Raw genomic sequence first — 18,429 nt, forward strand, 5'->3', positions numbered from 1 at the left:
GAGCGGTTCGGTGGTCGCGTCGCGGTCGCCGTCGGGCGCGGGGAGCGGTTCGGTGTTCGCGGTCGGGGCGCGGGGTCGGAGCCGTTCGGTGGTCGCAGTCGCAGTCGCAGTCGCGGTCGCGGTCGTGGGGTCAGAGCCGCTCGATGACGGTGGCGATGCCCATGCCGCCGCCGACGCACAGGGTGCACAGTCCGTAGCGCTGACCGCGCCGCTCCAGCTCGTCGATCACCGTGCCGACGATCATGGCCCCGGTCGCGCCAAGCGGATGGCCGAGGGCGATCGCACCGCCGTTGACGTTGATCTTGTCCAGCGGGACGTCCAGGTCCTTGGCGAAGCGCAGGACCACGGCGGCGAAGGCCTCGTTGACCTCGAACAGGTCGATGTCGTCGACGGTCAGACCGGCCTTGGCCAGCACCTTGCGGGTGGCGGGCACGGGGCCGGTGAGCATGATCGTCGAGTCCGCGCCGGAGAGCGCGGTGGCCACGATGCGGGCACGGGGGGTGAGGCCCGCCTGCCGGCCGGCCTCTTCGCTGCCGACGAGCAGCAGCGCGGCGCCGTCGACGATGCCGGAGGAATTGCCGGCGTGGTGGACGTGGTTGATCTTCTCGACCCAGTGGTACTTCTGCAGCGCCACCGCGTCGAAGCCGCCGGCCTCGCCCATCACCTCGAACGACGGCGTGAGCGCGGCAAGGCCTTCCAGCGTGGTGTCGGGCCGCACGAACTCGTCGTGGTCCAGGACCGTCAGACCGTTCTGGTCCCGCACCGGCACGATCGAGTCCTTGAAGTACCCGGCCTCCCGTGCCGCCGAGGCGCGCGCCTGCGACCGCAGCGCATAGCGGTCCACGTCCTCGCGGGAGAAGCCCTCGATGGTCGCGATCAGGTCGGCGCTGACGCCCTGGGGGACGAAGTAGGTGTCGTACGAGGTCGCCGGGTCCAGCGGCCACGCGCCGCCGTCGGAGCCCAGGGGCACCCGGGACATGGACTCGACACCGCCGGCCAGCACCAGGTCCTCGGAGCCCGAACGCACCTTCTGCGCCGCGAGGTTGACGGCTTCCAGGCCGGACGCGCAGAACCGGTTGACCTGGAGGCCCGCCGTGGTGTCGGGCAGCCCCGCCGCGAGGGCAGCCGTCTTGGCGATGTCGCAGCCCTGGTCGCCGACCGGACTGACGACACCGAGGACGACGTCCTCGATCAGCTGCGGATCCAGGGAGGGATTGCGCTCCCGCATCTCGTCGATCAGGCCGACGACGAGCGACACGGGCTTGATCCCGTGCAGTGAGCCGGTCTTCCTGCCCCGGCCCCGGGGGGTGCGGAGCGCGTCGTAGACAAAGGCTTCAGTGGTCAAGGGAGACGGTCCTCTCTCTGCGGGCCCGCCGTCGTCCGGCTGCCGTCCCGCTGTGTCGCCACTCGATCGAGGCAACCTAATGCTCATTAACTTGATTGAAGATAGTTCCTGCTGTCAAGGGTTCTGTGAAGCCCACACGTGCTTAATTCCTGTTAACGCTGCACGGTGAGAGGATCTATCGCATGCCGACGCCCGCACCTCGCCAGCGCACCCGGACCGCCGCCCCGGAGCGGCCGTCCCGACGCGACCAGCTGGCGCTGATCGCCGCCGGGATGTTCGCGCAGCAGGGGTTCCACAACGTGTCGGTCAACGACATCGCCGCGGCGGCCGGCATCAGCGGCCCCGCCATCTACCGGCACTTCAAGAACAAGCAGGCGATCCTGGCGCACCTGGTGTGCGGAGGGCTCGCGCAGGCGGCGGACATCGTGGAGCGGCATCTCGGCGACACCACCGCACGCGAGGGCGTCTCTCCGGCGGAGGGCCTGGCGGCAGCCCAGGCGGAACTGGCGGCCTTCGTCGTCGGCCACCCGGAGTTCGGCGTCCTGTGGCGGCGCGAGGGCCGGCATCTCGCGGCGGCGGACGGGGAGGAGGTCGCCAAGGCCGCGGCGCGGGCGACGATCCCCCTGGCGGCGGCACTCGGTGAACGGCGACCGGAGCTGAACCAGGGCGACGCCGAACTGCTGACGTGGTCCGCCCTCAGTGTGTTCGGCAGCATCTCCGACCACCGCGTACGGCTGCCGCAGACCGCGCTGGAACACCTGCTGACGGCCATCGCGCTGGACGTCCTCGCGGCCGGCATGCCCGCAGCGCGAGAACACGGCGGCCGGTCACCGGCGTCACAGCCCAGAGCCGCCCTGCTCGACTCCCGCAGGGAACAACTCCTCGCCGTGGCCGCGGGGTTGTTCTGGGACCGCGGCTACCATGCCGTCACCATGGAGGAGATCGGCGCCGCGGCCGGGATCGCGGGCCCCAGCATCTACAGCCACTTCGGCGGCAAGATGGAGCTGCTCCAGACGGTCGCGAACCGCATCGGCGAGCACCTGCGGCAGGCCGTGTTCCAGGCGCAGAGAGCCGAACTGGAAGCCGGCGCCACTCTCGGCCTGCTCGCCAGGTCGTACGTCGACACGGTGACCGGGCACCGGGATCTGGTCGCCGCCTACTTCCGGGAGGGCCACAACCTGCCGGGCCGGGACCGCGCGGAGGTACGCCGGTTCCAGCAGGCGTACACCCAGTACTGGGTCGATCTGGTCGCAGCGGTCGCCCCCGAGCGGTCGGCCGAGGAGACCCGCATCCGCGTCCACGCCGCCTTCGCACTGGTCAACGACATCGCGCAGACCAAACGCTTCATGGCCCGTCCGTACCTCGCCGACGACCTGTACCCGCTCATGCTCACCGTCCTGCTGCCGGACCGAGGCCGGGCGGAAGAAACCGAACACAGCTATTGACGTAACGGCAACAAAGCGGTCCGGGGTGGCCGATCTACACTGACCTGCAGCGCAGGGAACCCGCCTTGTTGACACCCCAGGCAGTGAGGACTGACATGAGCGTCGAGCCACGGGTGAGACAGCGACTGGAGCCGGACCAGCGCAGGGCCCAGATCATGAAGGTGGCCCGTGCCCTGTTCGGCGAGTATCCCTACGAGGCGGTCGCCAATACCGACATCGCCCGCGAGGCCGGGGTCGCGCGAGGGTTGATCAACCACTACTTCGGGGGCAAGCGGGGCCTGTACCTCGCCGTCGTACGCCAGCTGGTGACCGCGCCCTCTCCCATCGCCGACGACCTGCCCAACTCCACGGTCGAGCGGCGCGTCACCGTGCTCATCGACCGCTGGCTCGACCTGGTCGAACGCAATGCCTCGATGTGGCTCACGGCCATCGGGAGCGAGGCCGCGGGCCGGGACCCGGAGATCGACGAGATCCTCTTCCAGGGCGACGAGATCGCCACCGAGTGGGTGATCCAGGCGGCGCGGCTCACGGAGGCCGACGAGTGCGTCGCTGAGCTCAGGGCGGCCATCCGGTCCTTCGGCAGCATGATGCGGGCGGCCTCAAGGGAGTGGCTCGTGCGGGGTGCTTTCAGCCGCAGTGACCTGCATGTTCTGCTGACGGATACCTTGCTGCATCTGCTCAACGTGACGTTCCCTGCGCTGTGCGCCTCCCGTAGGGCCACCCGGTAGCCGCTGCCCCCAGCGGTCATGTCGGACGGCAGGCGTCCCGGGCAGTTGTCACTCAGCTCTATTGACACTGCGCCAATAAAATCGCCATGCTGGGCATCATCAGCCCTGCGGAGGAGCACAATGGAGTACACGCAGATCGGCTACGAGGTGAGCGGGCGCATCGCGACGGTGCTGTTGAACCGGCCCGAGTCCCGCAACGGCTACACGATCCGGATGGCCGACGAGATAGCTCACGCATTGCAGACCGCCAACACCGATGACGAGGTACGCGTCATCGTGCTCACCGGCGCGGGCGACGACTTCTGCGTCGGAGCGGATCTGAGCGGCGGCGGCCTCGGCGTCACCGAGTCCGACGAGTCATCGCCGGCTCCGGTGTGGACCGAACCCGCCACCCGGGTCACCCGTGAGTTGTATCGCAGCGACAAGCCGGTCATCGCCGCCGTGCGCGGTGCCGCGGTCGGGGTAGGCGCGACCATGATCCTGCCGGCCGACTACCGCCTCGCCGCCGACGACAGCAGGTTCGGCTTCGTCTTCTCCCGCCGCGGCATCTATCCCGAAGGCGGCTCCACCTGGTTCCTGCCCCGACTGGTGGGCATGGGACGCGCACTGGACTGGATGGTCAGCGGTCGGCTGATCCCCGCCCGTGAGGCGCTGAGGGCCGGACTGGTCAGCGCCGTCCACCCCTCGGCCGACGTACTGGACAAGGCGTACGAGCTTGCCCGTGAACTCGTCGAGAAGACCGCGCCCGTCTCGGTCGCCGTCATCAGGCAGGCCCTCTACCGCATGAGCGCCCTCGACTCGCCCGAACCCGCCTTCGACCTCGACTCGCGGCTCATCGCCAGCTGTGCGCACAGCGCCGACGCGGTGGAAGGAGTCGTCTCGTTCCTGGAACGGCGTCCCCCTGCCTTCAAGGGCCTGACCGGCAGCGACCAGCCGGACTTTCTGCCCTGGCGCTCCCGCACCGGTACCGACACCCCGGAGATGAACTGATGCCCGCCACCCGACCCCGCTGGAGCGACGACGAACTCGAAGCGGTGCGCGCTCTCGCCCGTACCTACTTCGAGAAGGAGGTCGCGCCCAACGAGGAGAAGCACGCCCAGCAGGGCCACCCGGACAAGGCGCTCTACGCCCGCGCGGGCGAGTTGGGCCTGCTGGGCATGACCATCCCGGAGGAGTACGGCGGTGGCGGCGGCACCTTCGCCAACCTGGCCGTTCTGATCCAGGAACAGATCCGCAGCGGCGCGGACAGCATGGGCTTCGCCGTGAGCGAGGGCATCGTCGCGCACTACCTGCTCGCGTACGCCACCGAGGAACAGAAGGGGTCCTGGCTGCGCAGGATGTGCAGTGGTGAGTGGGTCGGATCGATCGCCATGACCGAACCCGGCGCCGGCTCGGACCTCCAGTCGATCGCCACGCGTGCGGAGCGGGTCGGCGACGAGTACCTCGTCTCCGGCAGCAAGACCTTCATCTCCAACGGCCATCTGTGCGACCTGATCATCATCGCGGCCAAGACGGACACCTCCAAGGGCGCCGCCGGTATATCGCTGCTCGTCGCCGAAGTCGACGACAACACCCCGGGCTTCACCCGCGGACGCATCATCAAGAAGGTCGGCCAAAAGGGCCAGGACACCAGCGAGTTGTTCTTCGACGAACTGCGCGTCCCCGTCGGCAACGTCCTCGGCGGCCAGGAGGGCCTCGGCTTCTACCAGTTGATGGAGCAGTTGCCGCAGGAACGCCTGATCACCGCAGTCATCGCCCAGGCGGTCACCGAGGCGGCCGTCGCCGTCACCCTCGACTACACCAAACAGCGCGAGGCCTTCGGCAAACCGCTGTTCAGCATGCAGAACACCCGCTTCGAACTCGCCGAGTGCGCCACCATCGCGCGCGTCAACGGGACCTTTCTCGACGACTGCATCGAACGCCACCTCCGCGGCGAACTCGACGCCGCCACCGCCTCCATGGCCAAGTACTGGATCACCGACAGGACCGGCGAGGTCGTCGACCGCTGTCAACAGCTCTTCGGCGGCTACGGCTACTGCCTGGAGTACCCCATCGCCCACATGTACGCCAACAACCGCGTGCTGCGGGTGCTCGCCGGGGCGAACGAGGTCATGAAGGAGCTCATCGCCCGGTCGCTGTGACCGGGCGGGCGCGGGGCGGGGGCGGGCAGCGTGAATTCGGGGGCCGGTGGAGTGGACGGACGGTGTCCGGTCTTGAGGCCTTTTCCTCCTCAGACCGGACTGCTCCACTCGATCTTCAGCAGGCGGCCCTGTGCGCGGCCCGCCTCGGCGGCGGGCGTGCGGGTGGACGGGTCCAGCGGGTTGGCGCCGATCGCGGTCCGCGACGCCTCGTCCGGCTCGATCATCGCGACTCCCGCGCCAGCTGCCCGCAGCTCCTCGATGGCCTTGGCCAGCGGCTTCTCGCTCGGGAACAGTTGGGCGGTCCCAAGGGGCGCGATGACGAGCACCTGCGTCGCACCCGCGGCATAGTCGGCGTTCTCGTTGGAGCGGATGCCTCCGTCGATGTACCGCCGCCCGTGGACCGTCGCGGGCGGCCAGATACCCGGCACGGCGCAGCTCGCCGCCACGGCGTCCACCAGGCGCACGCCCGAGGAACTGTCGAACACCTGCGGCTCCCCGGTCTCGGCGTCGACCGCGACGATCCTCAGCGTACGAGCCGGCCATTCGTGCGACGGCAGCCGCGACTCGATCACCGCACGCCGCGCCGACTCCGAAACGGTCTCGGCGTCGAGCGCGAACCTGCCCACCGCGCGCCTCATGTCCGGGAGGCTGGAGGCACTTTCCAGCAGGGCGAACAGCTGCGCACCGAAGCTCTCCAGGTCCACATCGGCCGGAATCTCGGCGGCCTGCCGCTCGGGCTCGACCTGCCGGGCGTACAGCTCCTCCAGGCTCAGCCCGCTCCCCAGCTGCGCGGCGACGGTCGAGCCCGCAGACGTCCCCACGATCACCTCGGCCCCCGCAACGTCCTGACCCGCATCGGCAAGTCCCGCCAGCAGCCCGGTCATCCAGGCGATCCCGGCGACACCGCCGCCGCCCAGCACCAACGCCTCAGCCATCTCATGTCCTTTCGCCCGCCGACGTATTCGAAGTATTCGACGTATACACGGGAATCCTAGGACGCCTGTCGTCACCCCTGGGGTGAGGGGGAGTGAAGGGCCCGTGCTTACGATGGTGTCGTGACGTGCTTCGGACAGCTTGCCGGGCCGCAACCGAGGTTGCGGTTCACCGGGCTGCTCGTCAGCGCTCTGTTGCTGGGCCTGCTCGGCATGCACGGCCTTGGTCCGGTCCCGGTGGCCACCGCCGCCTCCGGTCACCATCGGGCGACGGCGGCCACGTCCATGGGCGCCATGGCGTCGATGCCGGACATCTGCGACCACGACGAGGGCGGCTGCACGGGGCACGCGGATCACGCGGACGCGGTGTGTGCCGCCACGTCCGTCGCCGGGGCGCCCGCGGTGGTGCCTGTGCTGGTGCCCGATGTGGTGGTCTGCGCCGGAGTACCGGACGTACGCACCGCACCGCCGAGCAGCGGGCCCGACGGCGGCCGGGCACCTCCCTCCCTGTCCGAACTCCAACTCCTGCGGATCTAGAGCGGCCCACGTGGCGCCGTACGCCCATGAGGCGCGGCGTCGCGCGCAGGCATGCCCTTCACCGATCCGGTCACACCCCAGGAGTTCCACCATGACCGCACACCGCACGATCATCCGTCGTACCGCCCTCGCCGCCACCACCGCTGTGGCCGCACTGGTACTGACCGCCTGCAGCGACGGCGCCGGCGGCGGGCACGACATGGGTTCGATGGAGTCCAACTCCAGCCCGACAACGGCAGCGACAGCGACAGCCTCGGCCCAGGCCAAGGCCGGCGATCACAACGACGCGGACGTCTCCTTCTCGACCGAGATGATCCAGCACCACCGTCAGGCGATCGAAATGGCCGACCTGGCCGACAGCCGCGCCTCCTCGCAGGAGGTCAAGGACCTCGCGACGAAGATCAAGGGGGCGCAGGACCCGGAGATCAGGACGATGTCCGGCTGGCTCACGTCGTGGGGCGAGGCGGTTCCCGAGGACATGTCCGGCATGGAGCACGACACGTCGTCCGCCATGCCCGGCATGATGAGCGACGACGACATGGCCAAGTTGGAGAAGGCCTCCGGCGCCGAGTTCGACACGATGTTCCTCGAAATGATGGTCCAGCACCACGAGGGCGCCATCGACATGGCGAAGACCGAACAGGCCAACGGCACATACGCTCCCGCCAAGCAGCTCGCGGACGCTGTTGTGACGGCCCAGACTGCAGAGATCGAGCAGATGAAGCAGATGCTTGAGAAGAGCTGACGTACAGCCAAGGGGTGGACCGGCGAGGCGAGTTCCTGCCGGTCCACCCGTCGGGTCAGCACCACGCCGACCCTCCGATGGGGGCGGGCCGCTCCGGCGATTGGCCGGAATCGCGGTCCGGGGACCGCCGAGCGTCCATCTTCGCGGCGGGAGATCGTACGCCACGTGTGCGGCACCCTGCGGTGCACCGACATGGCCTTCTGGCACATCACCGCCGACGACGGCCGACGCCTGTCCTTGCGGGACGTGCGAAAAGAGGCCCAGCAGGACGGGCGCCTGACGGGTGTTCGCAGCGCGGAGCGCGGGGACCGGCCACGATAAGTTGACGAGGTTGCAGGGGTGAACGTCATGCCCCACTAGGCTTGACGGCGCGCGGTTGTGCGCGCCAGTTGGTGAACTCGCTGCTGCCTGCCGGAGGTTGTCCGTGTCCGTGGCCCCACCTGTTGATCTGCTGGTGAAGGACGCCCTGCTGCTTGTCGTGGACGATGAGCGGGAGATTCCCGGCGGTTGGGTCGCGATCAGCGGTGGCCGGGTGAGCGCGGTCGGGGCTCCCGGTTCGGAGCCGGAGGCCACGCAGGTGGTGTCGGCGGCCGGCCGCCTGGTGACGCCCGGGCTGATCAATACGCACCATCACATCTACCAGAACCTCACCCGATCCTTCGCCCCGGCCGTCAACGGCTCTCTCTTCGACTGGCTGACCACCTTGTATCCGCTGTGGGCGGCGCTGGACGAAGAGGCCTCATACGTCTCGGGGTACGTCGGAATGGCCGAGCTCCTGATGGGCGGCTGTACGACCTCGATGGACCATCTCTACGTCCATCCGCGCCCGGGCCTTGTGGACGCGCAGATCAGGGCCGCGCAGGACATCGGCTTCCGCTTCCACGCCACCCGCGGATCGATGACACGCTCCGTCGAGGACGGCGGGTTGCCGCCCCGCAGCGTCACCCAGTCCGAGGAAGAGGTGCTCGCCGACAGCGAACGCCTCGTGAAGGCCTTCCACGATCCCTCGCCGGGGGCGCTCATCAAGGTGGCGCTCGCACCGTGTTCGCCGTTCTCGGTGACCCGCGAGCTGATGATCGCGACCGCGGAGCTGGCCGAGCGGCTCGACGTGCGCCTGCACACGCATCTGGCGGAGGACCGGGACGAGGACACGTACTGCCAGGAGATGTACGGCTGCCGGCCCGTGGAGTACTTCGAGGCCACCGGCTGGATGAGCGACCGTACCTGGGTCGCGCACTGCATCTACCCGAACGACGCGGAGATGCGGCGGCTGGCGGCGGCCGGGGTGGGGGTCGCACACTGCCCCAGCTCCAACATGCTCATCGGCGGGGGTACCGCCCGGGTGCGGGAGATGCGCGAACTGGGGCTGCCGGTGGGGATCGGTTGCGACGGCTCGGCCTCCACCGACCACGCCTCGCTCTGGCTGGAGACCCGCGGCGCCCTGCTTCTGGGGCGCTATCGGGGCGGGCCGGGCGCGATGACCGCGCGCGACGCCCTGGACATCGCGACCCGGGGATCGGCGCGCTGCCTCGGGCGGGCGGAGGAGCTGGGCCATCTGCGGCCGGGGGCCTGCGGTGACCTCGTGGTCTGGGACGCGCACCCGGTGGCCCTCGCCGGCGCGCTCAGCGATCCCGTCGAGGCCTGGCTGCGTTGCGGGCCCGCACGGGCCTGGACCACAGTGGTCGGCGGCCAGGTACTGGTGGAGCGGGGGGAACCCGTACTGCCCGCGCTCGCCGGCGTCCTGCGTGACCACACCCGAATCGCACGGAGCATCCAGAACCTCGCGTAGCGGTGAGGTCCCGTCGGTTCATGGTCGAGTCGAGCAGCCCCCCGATGATGGCCTGCTTGCCGGAGACGTACCGGTACACGGCCCCCGACGAGAGATCCGACTCGGCGAGATGTCGGGCATCGACGTGGTGGCATGAAGGCCCTTGCGGGCAAAGCAGATCGTCGCGGCATCAAGGATCCGGCGCCGACGCCATTCGCGGTACTCCGGGCTGACCCTGGGCACGCTTCAGCGCAATCAGGGAAGCGGCGGAGCAGAGCGGCATAGCCGGCGCACGGCGGACACCGGAGGCGGCGTTCACCGTGGGTCGGCCCAGTCAGGCGGATCGCCAGGATTCGAGGTGGTGGGCGATGGTGCGCAGATGACAGATGACTACGGACGCCCAGGTGAGCCGACCACTTCGAGATGCCGGATGCCGCTCGATGTCCAGGACAGGACAGAACCAGCGGTGCCCGGCTCTACAGGCGAACTCCGTATGCGCGGACGAACTCCTCGCCGGATACGCCATTGCCTGCTGCTGCCCGGCGCACCAGTTCCGGTGCGAACAGTCTTGCTGGGTGGGCGGTCATAGACCGGCATAGGTGATCGTACTCAGCCGGTACGGCGATCAGGCATCGGCGCACCCCGGCGTTGGGGACCAGCGGCACAACCGTTGGCGCTAGCGGGCTGACCGCGATTGGTCCTGGGGCGTGCCGGCCTGGGGGTTCGGTGGGCTGGTGTTCACTCGCGGATCGGTCCGTTACTCGTACCGGTACTTCAGTGAGTCCGCCTCCGTCTGCTCGATGTCGGCGATCGTCAGGTCCGGCATCCGCATTTGGGCCAGCGTCACCTCTGCCGAGGTCGGCTGGGCGTCCGCAGGCAGCCACTGTTCCGGCTTCCAGGCTCCGCTGCGCAGCAGCGACTTGGGGCAGTGCGGGTAGACCTCCTCGATCCCCAGCACCAGCGCACTGGCCGGCGGCTTTCCCACGGCGGTCAGCTGCGACAGCAGCTCCGGGCGGGTGGAGACGACAGCCCGGCCGTTCACCCGCAGGGTGGTGGTCCGCCCGGGGATGAGAAACAGCAGCCCGGCCCGTCCGGTGGCAATGATGTTCTGCAGGGTGTCCAGACGCTTGTTGCCGGTCGCGTCCGGTATCGCCACCGTCCGCGCGTCCAGGACTGCGACGAATCCGGCAGGGCCGCCGCGCGGCGAGACGTCGCAGTTGCCCTCGGCGTCCGCGCTGGAGACCAGGACCAGCGAAGAGCAGCCGATCAACCGCCGGGTCTGCTCGGTGAGTTCCGTCATCTGCTTGCGCACGGCCGCGTCGCCGGGGAGTTCGTACGCCCGGCGCAACGCCTCCTGGTCGGGCACGGCGTCGAGGCGGAGCGAGTCGAAGGCACTGCCGGCAAGGGGTGTCGTCATGACTGCGACCCTAACGAGCCGGCCAGCGACTGATCTCGGTCGGTGAGGGCGGGGACGTACAGGCGGCCGCGCAAGTTGTCTGGTGTGTGACGCTCAAACAGGCCGGCGCGGCCATGTCCCAGCCTGCCTTCTGCGGGCTGTCGCGTCCACATCTGGGTGAGTTGGCAACGGAACTCGCCCCGCGCCGGGTAGCGCGCTGCGAGTCCGGGCGGCACGGGCGACGTGAGTCCGCCGCCCACAAGCGGGTCGTCCCGGCCGGCGGGCCTTCGTCTCCGGCAAGCGCGGGCAGAGCACCGTCAAGGCCCCTACGATCAGCGACGGCCAGGGCCGCGCCCTGTGGTCCGGGCCCAGCGCCCCGGCCGAATGCACGACCGGACCGCAGTGTGCACCGAGGGCATCGCCGAGCAGTTCCACCAGCACCCCGGCGTGAGAACCGAGGTCGACGACGGCTAGCGCGGCCTCGGCACAACCCGAGCACCGAGGTGGTGCAGGTCCGCACCACGGCCTGCTGAACCACCCGCTTGCCGAACCCGCCGCAACCCCGCCACCTTCGAATCCGACGCCCACGCCGGCCCCCTGAGACACCCCTCCCAGGGCCGGCGAGACCGGCCGGGGGAGGGCCGTCCATGCCGGCTCCCCGACCCGATGGGGGAGCCGGCATGGCGGGCGGTGCCCGGCTCGTACACCGTCTCGTCGGGACAGTTGCGGTGCACTCGACATGGTTGGTTCAGCCGACTGCAGGTCATCTGATCGGACGGTTGGTTTGCCTGCCGCGTTCCTGACTGACCGGCGCGGCCCCTTCACCTCGACTGTCCAGGAGCCGGCCCGGCCTGTCGCCGATGCCACCGGACTGATGACCGTCGCGTACTCGACCGCGTTGCGGTCGCTTCAGCCGCGTGGGACCGGCCATGACCGGGCAGGATCGCCACCGATCTGGCGGTGATACTCGCCGACGGCGGAGAGGCGATCGCGGATCCGGCCGTACTGCGGGACCAGGCTGGGATGTTCGGCCCCGTCGCCTCGGCACCAACAGCCTGGCGGCTGCTTGCCGACACCGACGAGAGGACACTGGCTTCGCTGCGCTCGGCCCGTACCCAGGCCGGCGCCGACGGCGCACTGTCCGCGACCGAGTGCGCACAGAGGCGGTCGGCACTGGGCCGAGAGGCAGAAAAACCCGGTGCCCCGCCCCCGCCCGGTTCCCTACACTCGCCACACAACGCGCGCCGCACCACTCCGTGGCGCGCGCCGTGACGAACGAGGGGAGACCGGCCATGCGTTACCGCACCGCTGTTGTCGTTCCCCCGTCACGGTACGAGGTGATCCTCGTGTCTCCGTGTGTCCGGTGCCGGCTGCGCGGCCGGAACCGGATGCCCGCGACGAACACCTGACCTCTCTGCCCGCCCGGTACCGAGTGAACCGGGCGCGTGCGTTCCCGTGAGCTGCGCCTCCTCAGGCGTGCCCGCGGGCACAGGTTGTCTCGTCCGGGAATCGCGCCGACCCGTTCCGGATCACCCTGAAAGGCCATGGGCCGTGCGTACCGACCTGCACCGAGACCCCACCCGTCCCGCTCACCCTGTCAACCCGCTGGCCGCTGTCCGCAATCTGGGCATCCTCGCTCACGTCGACGCGGGGAAGACCACCGTCACCGAGCGGATCCTGTATCTCACCGGGACCACGCACAAGCGCGGTGAGGTCCATGACGGCACGACCGTCACCGACTTCGATTCTCAGGAGCGAGATCGTGGGATCACCATTTTCGCCGCGGCCGTCAGCTGTGCCTGGGGCGGCCATCGGATCAATCTGATCGACACCCCGGGGCATGTCGACTTCTCCGACGAGGTGACCCGCTCGCTGCGGGTGCTCGACGGAGCGATCGCGGTGTTCGACGCCGTCGCCGGGGTCGAGCCGCAGAGTGAGTCGGTCTGGCGGCAGGCCGACCGGTACGGGGTGCCACGAATCGCTTTCGTCAACAAGCTGGACCGCGCCGGTGCGGACCTCGACTCGGCGGTCGCGTCGATCCGGGAGCGGCTGCATCCGGCGCCGCTGGTCGTGCAGTTGCCGATCGGCGCGGAGGACGGGTTCACCGGAGTGGTGGATCTGCTGCGTATGCGGGCGTTGGTCTGGGCCGACGGCCGTGACACGGTCGAGGAGGGGCCCGTGCCCGAGGCGCTGCTCGACGATGCGCAACGGCGCCGCCGGGTGCTGGAGGAAGCGGTGGCGGAACTCCACCCCGTGGCGCTGGAGGAGTTCTGCGCGGAGGCCACCGTCTCCGCGCAGACCCTGGCGAGCGCGCTGCGCGACCTGACTCGTACCGGTGACGCAGTGGTGGTGCTGTGCGGCTCGGCCTACCGCAACCGCGGGATCGAGCCGCTGTTGGACGCCGTGGCGGCGTATCTGCCCTCGCCGCTCGATGTGCCCGCCGTGCGCGGCACTTTCGACGGTACGGAGCAGGAGCGGGCCGCCGACCCGGCGGCGCCGTTCGCGGCACTGGCTTTCAAGGTGAGCGCGACCGCCACCGGGCGGCTGACGTACCTGCGTGTGTACTCGGGAACGATCCGGAAGGGAGAGACAGTGTGGGAGGCGGGCGCGCGGCGAACCGAGCGGATCGGGCGGATCCTGCGCGTCCAGGCCGACCGCCACGCCCAGTTGGACCGGGCGGTGGCCGGGGACATCGTCGCGGTGGTCGGGCTGAAGTCGGTCCGTGCCGGGGCGACCCTGTGTGCGCCCGGGGCACCGTTGGTTCTCGAACCGCCGACCACGGCCGATCCGGTCGTGTCCGTCGCGGTCGAGGCAGGGGCGAGCACCGACACGGAGCGCTTGGTGTCGGCGTTGACGCGGCTGGTCGAGGAGGATCCGTCGTTGGTCGTCCGGACCGATCCCGAGACCGGGCAGACGGTGCTGTCGGGCATGGGTGAACTGCATCTGGAGGTGGCGGTGGAGAAGATCCGGCGCGCCCACGGGCTGAATGTCCGGGTCGGCCGGCCGAAGGTGGCGTACCGGGAGACGGTTGTCCGCGGCGTTGCCGGACTCGTCTACCGGCACGTCAAGCAGGATGGCGGCGCGGGGCAGTTCGCCCATGTCGTGCTCGACGTCGAGCCACTGGAGGCAGCCGCCGCGGGTGGCGCTCATGACAACGCCGGTGGCAGCGCGACGGGCTTCGAGTTCCGGTCCGCCGTCGTCGGTGGGCGGGTGCCGCAGGAGTACGTCCGGGCAGTGGAGGCGGGATGCCGGGACGCCCTGGCCGAGGGGCCACTCGGTGGTCACCCGGTGGTCGGGCTGCGCGTAGTCCTGACCGATGGAGCGACCCATCCGAAGGACTCTTCGGAGATGGCGTTCCGGACGGCCGGGCGACTCGCGCTCCGGGAAGCACTGCGCGCCGCCGTGATGGTCCTGCTGGAACCGGTGGCCGAGGTGACGGTCACCGCGCCCGACGAGGCCGTGGGCGGGGTGCTCGGCGACCTGGCCGCGCGGCGCGGCCGGGTCTCGGGCTCGACCGCGCGGGCGGGGGCGGTGGTGGTCGCCGCCACCGTGCCGCTGGCGGAGCTGTTCGGCTATGCGACCCGGCTGCGCAGCCGGACCCAGGGCCGGGGAGTCTTCACCACCCGGCCCACCGGTTACGCCCCGGCACCGAGCACGGCGTCCGACGGGACACCGGCCCGGTAGCCGCAACGACGGTCCCGCCCTCATGCGGGCGGGACCGTCCACGGCGGACATGCCGGTGCGCACTCAACTCATCGGCTTCAGCGCCAGCCATAGGAGTTGCTGAACCCAGCGCGTCGTACGGGCACTTGACTGGCGGGTGGGCCGTGGCAGCGACCGCAGGAAGGCGGCCGCCGCCGTGGCGGGGACTCGGCGCGCGGGGTGAAGCCCGCCGCGAGTACCTGCGCCTCGGCGAAGCCTCGTAACCAGCGTTCCGGCAGCGGGACCTGCTTCTCCACGAACCGGCCGTCGAAAGTGGTGACCTCCAACTCATCAGGTCCGACGGCCAGTTGCAGTGGATCCAGCCCGCCGAGCCTGCTGAGCGCCCGACGGAGCGGGAAGTTGATGTCGACGTTGGTCGTGCCGCATGGGTGCCTCTTCCTTGGCCCTCGACTCTGACCGAGTCCCATGGCCCTCGACTCTGACCGATCGAAACGAAACCGTTCCGTACGCATAACTAAGCAGCACAGCAAAAGAAACGCCACCGTTTCATCGGGTGGGTCGGGTTCGCATCGCCCGAGCGGCCCGGCGTATGGCGGGCGCTATGGTGCTGGCATGACAGCGGATCTTCAGTCTGCCTCTGTCGCCGCGGGCGGTGGCGACACCCGCCTCGGCCAGCTGATCATCACGGTCTTCGGTCTCTATGCGCGCGGCGAGCACAACTGGCTCTCGGTCGCGTCGGTGGTGCGGCTCATGGCGGAACTCGGGGCGGAGGGGCAGGCCGTACGGTCCGCGGTCTCCCGCCTGAAGCGTCGCGGGGTACTCCGCAGCGAGCGGCACGCGAACGCGGCGGGCTACTCCCTCGCGGAGCCGACCCTGGAAGTCCTCGCCGAGGGTGATGTACGTATCTTCGAGCGGGCCCGTGCGGTCCAGGACGACGGCTGGCTCGTGGTCGTGTTCTCGGTGCCGGAGTCCGAGCGCGAGAAGCGGCACGCCCTGCGGACCAGCCTGACCCGCCTGGGCTTCGGCACCGCCGCGCCCGGGGTGTGGGTGGCGCCGGGCAACCTGGCGGGGGAGACGCGGCGGACCCTGGAGCGCCGTGGGCTCTCCCCGTACGTGGACCTCTTCACCGGGGACCACTTCGCCTTCGGCGACCTGCGGGCAAAGGTCCGCGTGTGGTGGGACCTGGACGAACTCACCGCGCTGTACGCGGACTTCCTACGGCGCTACGCCCCCGTCCGCGACCGGACGTCGGCGGGCGGGACGACCGCGCCGGAGGCGTTCCGGACGTACATCCCCATGCTCACCCAGTGGCGGCGGCTTCCCTACCGCGATCCCGGACTCCCGCTGGCGCTGCTCCCGCCGGGATGGAACGGGGTGACCGCGGGCGAGATGTTCCACGAGCTGGACGCGGCACTGGGCGTGCCGGCGCGGGAGCATGCGCTGGCTGTGATCCACGGGGCTGGGCAGCGGCACCGGAGGCAGTGAGCCGGCGGTGCGCACCGCTCATCCGCGGCGAGCACGCGCCGGCGGTCGTCCAGGGCGCGGGATGGCACCGCCGACGCGCAGCGCTCAGCCGCGCGGCGCCCTGAGCCGCTCCTCGGGGATCACCGCCACGCCCAGAATCTCGATCAGGGCCTCCGGCTGCCACAGGGCCGTGCAGCCGATGCCGGCCATGGCCGGGTAGACGGGGCCGGCGAGCTCGCGCCAGACCTCGCCGATCTCCTTGCCGTGGGCCTGGTAGTCGGGGATGTCGGTGAGGTAGATGGTCACGCTGACCAGGTCACCGGGCTCGCCCCCCACCTCGCGGAGTGTGGTCAGGAGGTTGTCGAAGGCCTGGCGGAACTGCTCGACGATGCCGCCCGGCGCGATCTTCATATCGGAGTCGAGAGCGGTCTGTCCGCCGAGGTGGAGTGTGTTTCCCGCGAGGGTTCCGTGTGAGTAGCCGCGGGGCGTCGGAAGGGCGGCCGGGTTCACGGCGACGGGTGAAGTCATGCGGCGGGCCTCCAGGGGAGTTCGGACCGGGTTCCGATCCGTCCGGCGATGCGTATTGACAATAAATGACGACGGTGAAAAATACGAGACAGGACGTGTTCGGTCCCACCCGCCCGGCGGCACCGGTGACCGACGCTGCCACGGCCGTGTCACGACAACCGCCGCGCTCGTGCCACGACTACCGAAACGCCCGTGCCACGACTACCGAAACGCCCGTGCCACGACTACCGCAACGCCCGCGCCACGACTACCGCAACGCCCGTGTCACGACTACCGAAACGGCCCGTCCCAAGACAATCGAAACGGAGCCGACTCCGTGGAGCCCGACCTCAGCAAGTACTGCCTCGAAGGCGACAACTCGATGTACCGACTGCCCAGCGGTCTCGTCGCCCCCGTCGTGACCCGCGGCGGCTCCGAGGACGGGGGCGCCGCGGATTCCGGCGGCGCCGTCCGGATCTCGGGCGTGAGCATCCAGCACACCCCCGCCACCAGACTCTGGTTCGGCAAGGTCAGCAACGACCCCGGCTACCGCTCGGTCACCCACCACCACGGTGAGGCCGAGACCGGCGGGTACGTCCTGTCGGGCAGGGCGCGCATCTACTTCGGCGAGAAGTTCGAGGACTACGTCGACATGGAAGAGGGCGACTGGGTCTTCGTACCGCCGTTCATGCCGCACGTCGAATGCAACCTCTCGCGGACGAAACCGCTGACGTGGATGACGACCCGGACACCGGAGAACATCGTCGTGAACCTTCCCGACATCGCCGACGCCGACCTGCGCGACTGGCTCGACCGATGACGACCGCCGACGGCGCCTCGGAGACCGACTTCACCTCGGAGACCTTCACCGCGGCCATCGCGCTGACCCCCGCCGAGCCCGAGCACTTCGACCTCGCGTTCACCGCCGTCACCCAGCCGTGCCCATGGCCCAAGGCCTACGGCGGTGATCTGGTCGCGCAGGCCGCGGCCGCGGTGATGCGATCGGTGAACGACGGCAAGTCGCTGCACTCGATGCACAGTTACTTCCTGCGCCCGGCCGACATCGGGGCGATCGTGCGGTACGAGGTGGAGGTGCTGCGCGACGGCCGGGGCTACAGCACCCGGCAGGTACGCGGCTACCAGAACGGCAAGCCCCTCTACGTCTGCCTCGCCAACTTCGCCGCGGGCGAGGCCGGCGGCACCTTCGAGGCGCCACTCGCCGAGGTCGTCCCGGATCCCGAGGAACTGCCCGACTCGGCGGCCTACCTCGCGGAGCGCGCCGGCGGCACGATGACCGACGAGTCGAAGGCCTACTGGTCGGGCGGCCGCAGCTTCGACATGCGGCATGTGCCAGGACCCGTGTACCTCACCGTCGAGGGCAAGCAGCTGCCGCACCAGGCGGTGTGGCTGAAGCCGTTCGACCCGCTGCGTTCCGTCGAGGGACTGACCGACGCGCAGCGGGACCTGGCCGCCCTCGCCTACGTCTGCGACTACACGATCCTCGAACCGGTCCTGCGGGTGCTCGACCTGCCCTGGGCCCAGCCCGGGCTGATCACCGCCAGCCTCGACCACGCCATGTGGTTCCACCGTCCGGGACCGGTGGGCGGCTGGCTCCTCTACGTCCAGGAAGCGGTGGCCGCGGACGCGGGCCGCGGACTGGGCACGGGCCGCTTCTTCACCCGCGACCACCGTCACCTGGCCACAGTTGTCCAGGAGGGCATGATCCGCACCGCCTGATCCGCCGCCCCCGTCGGCGGG

General features: G+C 70.0%; 15 protein-coding genes and 3 pseudogenes. 13 read left to right on the top strand and 5 right to left on the bottom strand.

Annotated features, from left to right (window positions below; all coding sequences use genetic code 11):
• Positions 1-130: 130 nt before the first annotated feature.
• Positions 131-1,345, bottom strand: a complete 1,215-nt coding sequence (locus tag ACFWP7_RS27885) for an acetyl-CoA C-acetyltransferase (protein ID WP_384386407.1) — start codon at positions 1,343-1,345, stop codon at positions 131-133.
• A 182-nt stretch (positions 1,346-1,527) separates the two neighbouring features.
• Here ACFWP7_RS27885 and ACFWP7_RS27890 point away from each other — a divergent pair, with 182 nt between their 5' ends.
• The 4 genes from ACFWP7_RS27890 to ACFWP7_RS27905 all read left to right on the top strand — a co-directional run bounded on the left by ACFWP7_RS27890 (position 1,528) and on the right by ACFWP7_RS27905 (position 5,659).
• Positions 1,528-2,790, top strand: a complete 1,263-nt coding sequence (locus tag ACFWP7_RS27890; RefSeq protein WP_384386410.1) for a TetR/AcrR family transcriptional regulator — start codon at positions 1,528-1,530, stop codon at positions 2,788-2,790.
• A 95-nt stretch (positions 2,791-2,885) separates the two neighbouring features.
• Positions 2,886-3,518 carry a TetR/AcrR family transcriptional regulator gene (locus ACFWP7_RS27895; RefSeq protein ID WP_384386413.1) on the top strand — a complete coding sequence of 211 codons (633 nt, stop codon included), beginning with the start codon at positions 2,886-2,888 and terminating at the stop codon, positions 3,516-3,518.
• Positions 3,519-3,638: 120 nt separating this feature from the next.
• The gene (locus tag ACFWP7_RS27900) at positions 3,639-4,508 is read left to right on the top strand and encodes an enoyl-CoA hydratase-related protein (RefSeq protein WP_384386416.1); all 870 of its coding nucleotides are present in this window, start codon (positions 3,639-3,641) and stop codon (positions 4,506-4,508) included.
• The gene (locus ACFWP7_RS27905; RefSeq protein ID WP_384386419.1) at positions 4,508-5,659 is read left to right on the top strand and encodes an acyl-CoA dehydrogenase family protein; all 1,152 of its coding nucleotides are present in this window, start codon (positions 4,508-4,510) and stop codon (positions 5,657-5,659) included. The genes ACFWP7_RS27900 and ACFWP7_RS27905 overlap by 1 nt, the downstream gene beginning before the upstream one ends.
• Before the next feature lie 89 nt (positions 5,660-5,748).
• On the opposite strand, the gene ACFWP7_RS27910 is transcribed toward ACFWP7_RS27905, so the two are convergent.
• Positions 5,749-6,594: a patatin-like phospholipase family protein gene (locus ACFWP7_RS27910; RefSeq protein WP_384386420.1), complete on the bottom strand. Its 846-nt coding sequence runs from the start codon at positions 6,592-6,594 to the stop codon at positions 5,749-5,751.
• A 120-nt stretch (positions 6,595-6,714) separates the two neighbouring features.
• Between ACFWP7_RS27910 and ACFWP7_RS27915 the strand changes: the two genes are divergently transcribed.
• From ACFWP7_RS27915 to ACFWP7_RS27925, 3 genes are all read left to right on the top strand, one after another.
• Complete coding sequence (locus tag ACFWP7_RS27915; RefSeq protein WP_384386423.1) at positions 6,715-7,128, top strand: DUF6153 family protein; 414 nt, start codon at positions 6,715-6,717, stop codon at positions 7,126-7,128.
• 91 nt (positions 7,129-7,219) lie between these two features.
• Entirely contained in the window at positions 7,220-7,873 is a 654-nt protein-coding gene (locus ACFWP7_RS27920) for a DUF305 domain-containing protein (protein ID WP_384386426.1), read from the top strand.
• 430 nt (positions 7,874-8,303) lie between these two features.
• Positions 8,304-9,662, top strand: coding sequence for an 8-oxoguanine deaminase (locus tag ACFWP7_RS27925; protein WP_384386429.1), 1,359 nt, complete (start codon positions 8,304-8,306; stop codon positions 9,660-9,662).
• 736 nt (positions 9,663-10,398) lie between these two features.
• Here ACFWP7_RS27925 and ACFWP7_RS27930 read toward each other — a convergent pair.
• Positions 10,399-11,058 (bottom strand): MSMEG_1061 family FMN-dependent PPOX-type flavoprotein, encoded by a 660-nt coding sequence (locus tag ACFWP7_RS27930; protein ID WP_384386432.1) that lies wholly within the window; start codon positions 11,056-11,058, stop codon positions 10,399-10,401.
• A 226-nt stretch (positions 11,059-11,284) separates the two neighbouring features.
• Between ACFWP7_RS27930 and ACFWP7_RS27935 the strand changes: the two are divergent.
• The 3 genes and pseudogenes from ACFWP7_RS27935 to fusA form a co-directional block, all read left to right on the top strand.
• Positions 11,285-11,508: pseudogene (locus tag ACFWP7_RS27935) on the top strand (transposase family protein); the annotation flags it as partial.
• Positions 11,509-11,890: 382 nt separating this feature from the next.
• A pseudogene (locus tag ACFWP7_RS27940) lies at positions 11,891-12,159 on the top strand (IS1380 family transposase); the annotation flags it as partial.
• A gap of 429 nt (positions 12,160-12,588) precedes the next feature.
• On the top strand, positions 12,589-14,721 hold the full coding sequence (fusA, locus tag ACFWP7_RS27945) for an elongation factor G (protein ID WP_384386434.1): 2,133 nt from the start codon (positions 12,589-12,591) through the stop codon (positions 14,719-14,721).
• A 102-nt stretch (positions 14,722-14,823) separates the two neighbouring features.
• On the opposite strand, the pseudogene ACFWP7_RS27950 reads toward fusA, so the two are convergent.
• A pseudogene (locus tag ACFWP7_RS27950) lies at positions 14,824-15,122 on the bottom strand (SWIM zinc finger family protein); the annotation flags it as partial.
• Positions 15,123-15,312: 190 nt separating this feature from the next.
• Between ACFWP7_RS27950 and ACFWP7_RS27955 the strand changes: the two are divergent.
• A complete protein-coding gene (locus tag ACFWP7_RS27955) occupies positions 15,313-16,185 on the top strand; it encodes a PaaX family transcriptional regulator C-terminal domain-containing protein (RefSeq protein ID WP_384386437.1) in 873 nt (290 codons plus the stop codon).
• Positions 16,186-16,269: 84 nt separating this feature from the next.
• On the opposite strand, the gene ACFWP7_RS27960 is transcribed toward ACFWP7_RS27955, so the two are convergent.
• Positions 16,270-16,692, bottom strand: coding sequence for a RidA family protein (locus tag ACFWP7_RS27960; RefSeq protein ID WP_384386440.1), 423 nt, complete (start codon positions 16,690-16,692; stop codon positions 16,270-16,272).
• 316 nt (positions 16,693-17,008) lie between these two features.
• Here ACFWP7_RS27960 and ACFWP7_RS27965 point away from each other — a divergent pair, with 316 nt between their 5' ends.
• Positions 17,009-17,491 (top strand): cupin domain-containing protein, encoded by a 483-nt coding sequence (locus ACFWP7_RS27965; protein WP_384386443.1) that lies wholly within the window; start codon positions 17,009-17,011, stop codon positions 17,489-17,491.
• Positions 17,488-18,408, top strand: coding sequence for an acyl-CoA thioesterase (locus ACFWP7_RS27970; protein WP_384386445.1), 921 nt, complete (start codon positions 17,488-17,490; stop codon positions 18,406-18,408). The genes ACFWP7_RS27965 and ACFWP7_RS27970 overlap by 4 nt, the downstream gene beginning before the upstream one ends.
• Positions 18,409-18,429: the final 21 nt, after the last annotated feature.

This window comes from Streptomyces sp. NPDC058470, from assembly GCF_042721055.1.
Lineage (GTDB): Bacteria > Actinomycetota > Actinomycetes > Streptomycetales > Streptomycetaceae > Streptomyces.

Excerpts from the sequence above, each read along its gene's own strand:
- ACFWP7_RS27890 (WP_384386410.1), top strand. The coding sequence starts at position 1,528 with ATGCCGACGCCCGCACCTCGCCAGCGCACCCGGACCGCCGCCCCGGAG.
- ACFWP7_RS27895 (WP_384386413.1), top strand. The coding sequence starts at position 2,886 with ATGAGCGTCGAGCCACGGGTGAGACAGCGACTGGAGCCGGACCAGCGC.
- ACFWP7_RS27900 (WP_384386416.1), top strand. The coding sequence starts at position 3,639 with ATGGAGTACACGCAGATCGGCTACGAGGTGAGCGGGCGCATCGCGACG.
- ACFWP7_RS27905 (WP_384386419.1), top strand. The coding sequence starts at position 4,508 with ATGCCCGCCACCCGACCCCGCTGGAGCGACGACGAACTCGAAGCGGTG.
- ACFWP7_RS27910 (WP_384386420.1), bottom strand. The coding sequence starts at position 6,594 with ATGGCTGAGGCGTTGGTGCTGGGCGGCGGCGGTGTCGCCGGGATCGCC.
- ACFWP7_RS27920 (WP_384386426.1), top strand. The coding sequence starts at position 7,220 with ATGACCGCACACCGCACGATCATCCGTCGTACCGCCCTCGCCGCCACC.
- ACFWP7_RS27930 (WP_384386432.1), bottom strand. The coding sequence starts at position 11,058 with ATGACGACACCCCTTGCCGGCAGTGCCTTCGACTCGCTCCGCCTCGAC.
- ACFWP7_RS27955 (WP_384386437.1), top strand. The coding sequence starts at position 15,313 with ATGACAGCGGATCTTCAGTCTGCCTCTGTCGCCGCGGGCGGTGGCGAC.
- ACFWP7_RS27960 (WP_384386440.1), bottom strand. The coding sequence starts at position 16,692 with ATGACTTCACCCGTCGCCGTGAACCCGGCCGCCCTTCCGACGCCCCGC.
- ACFWP7_RS27970 (WP_384386445.1), top strand. The coding sequence starts at position 17,488 with ATGACGACCGCCGACGGCGCCTCGGAGACCGACTTCACCTCGGAGACC.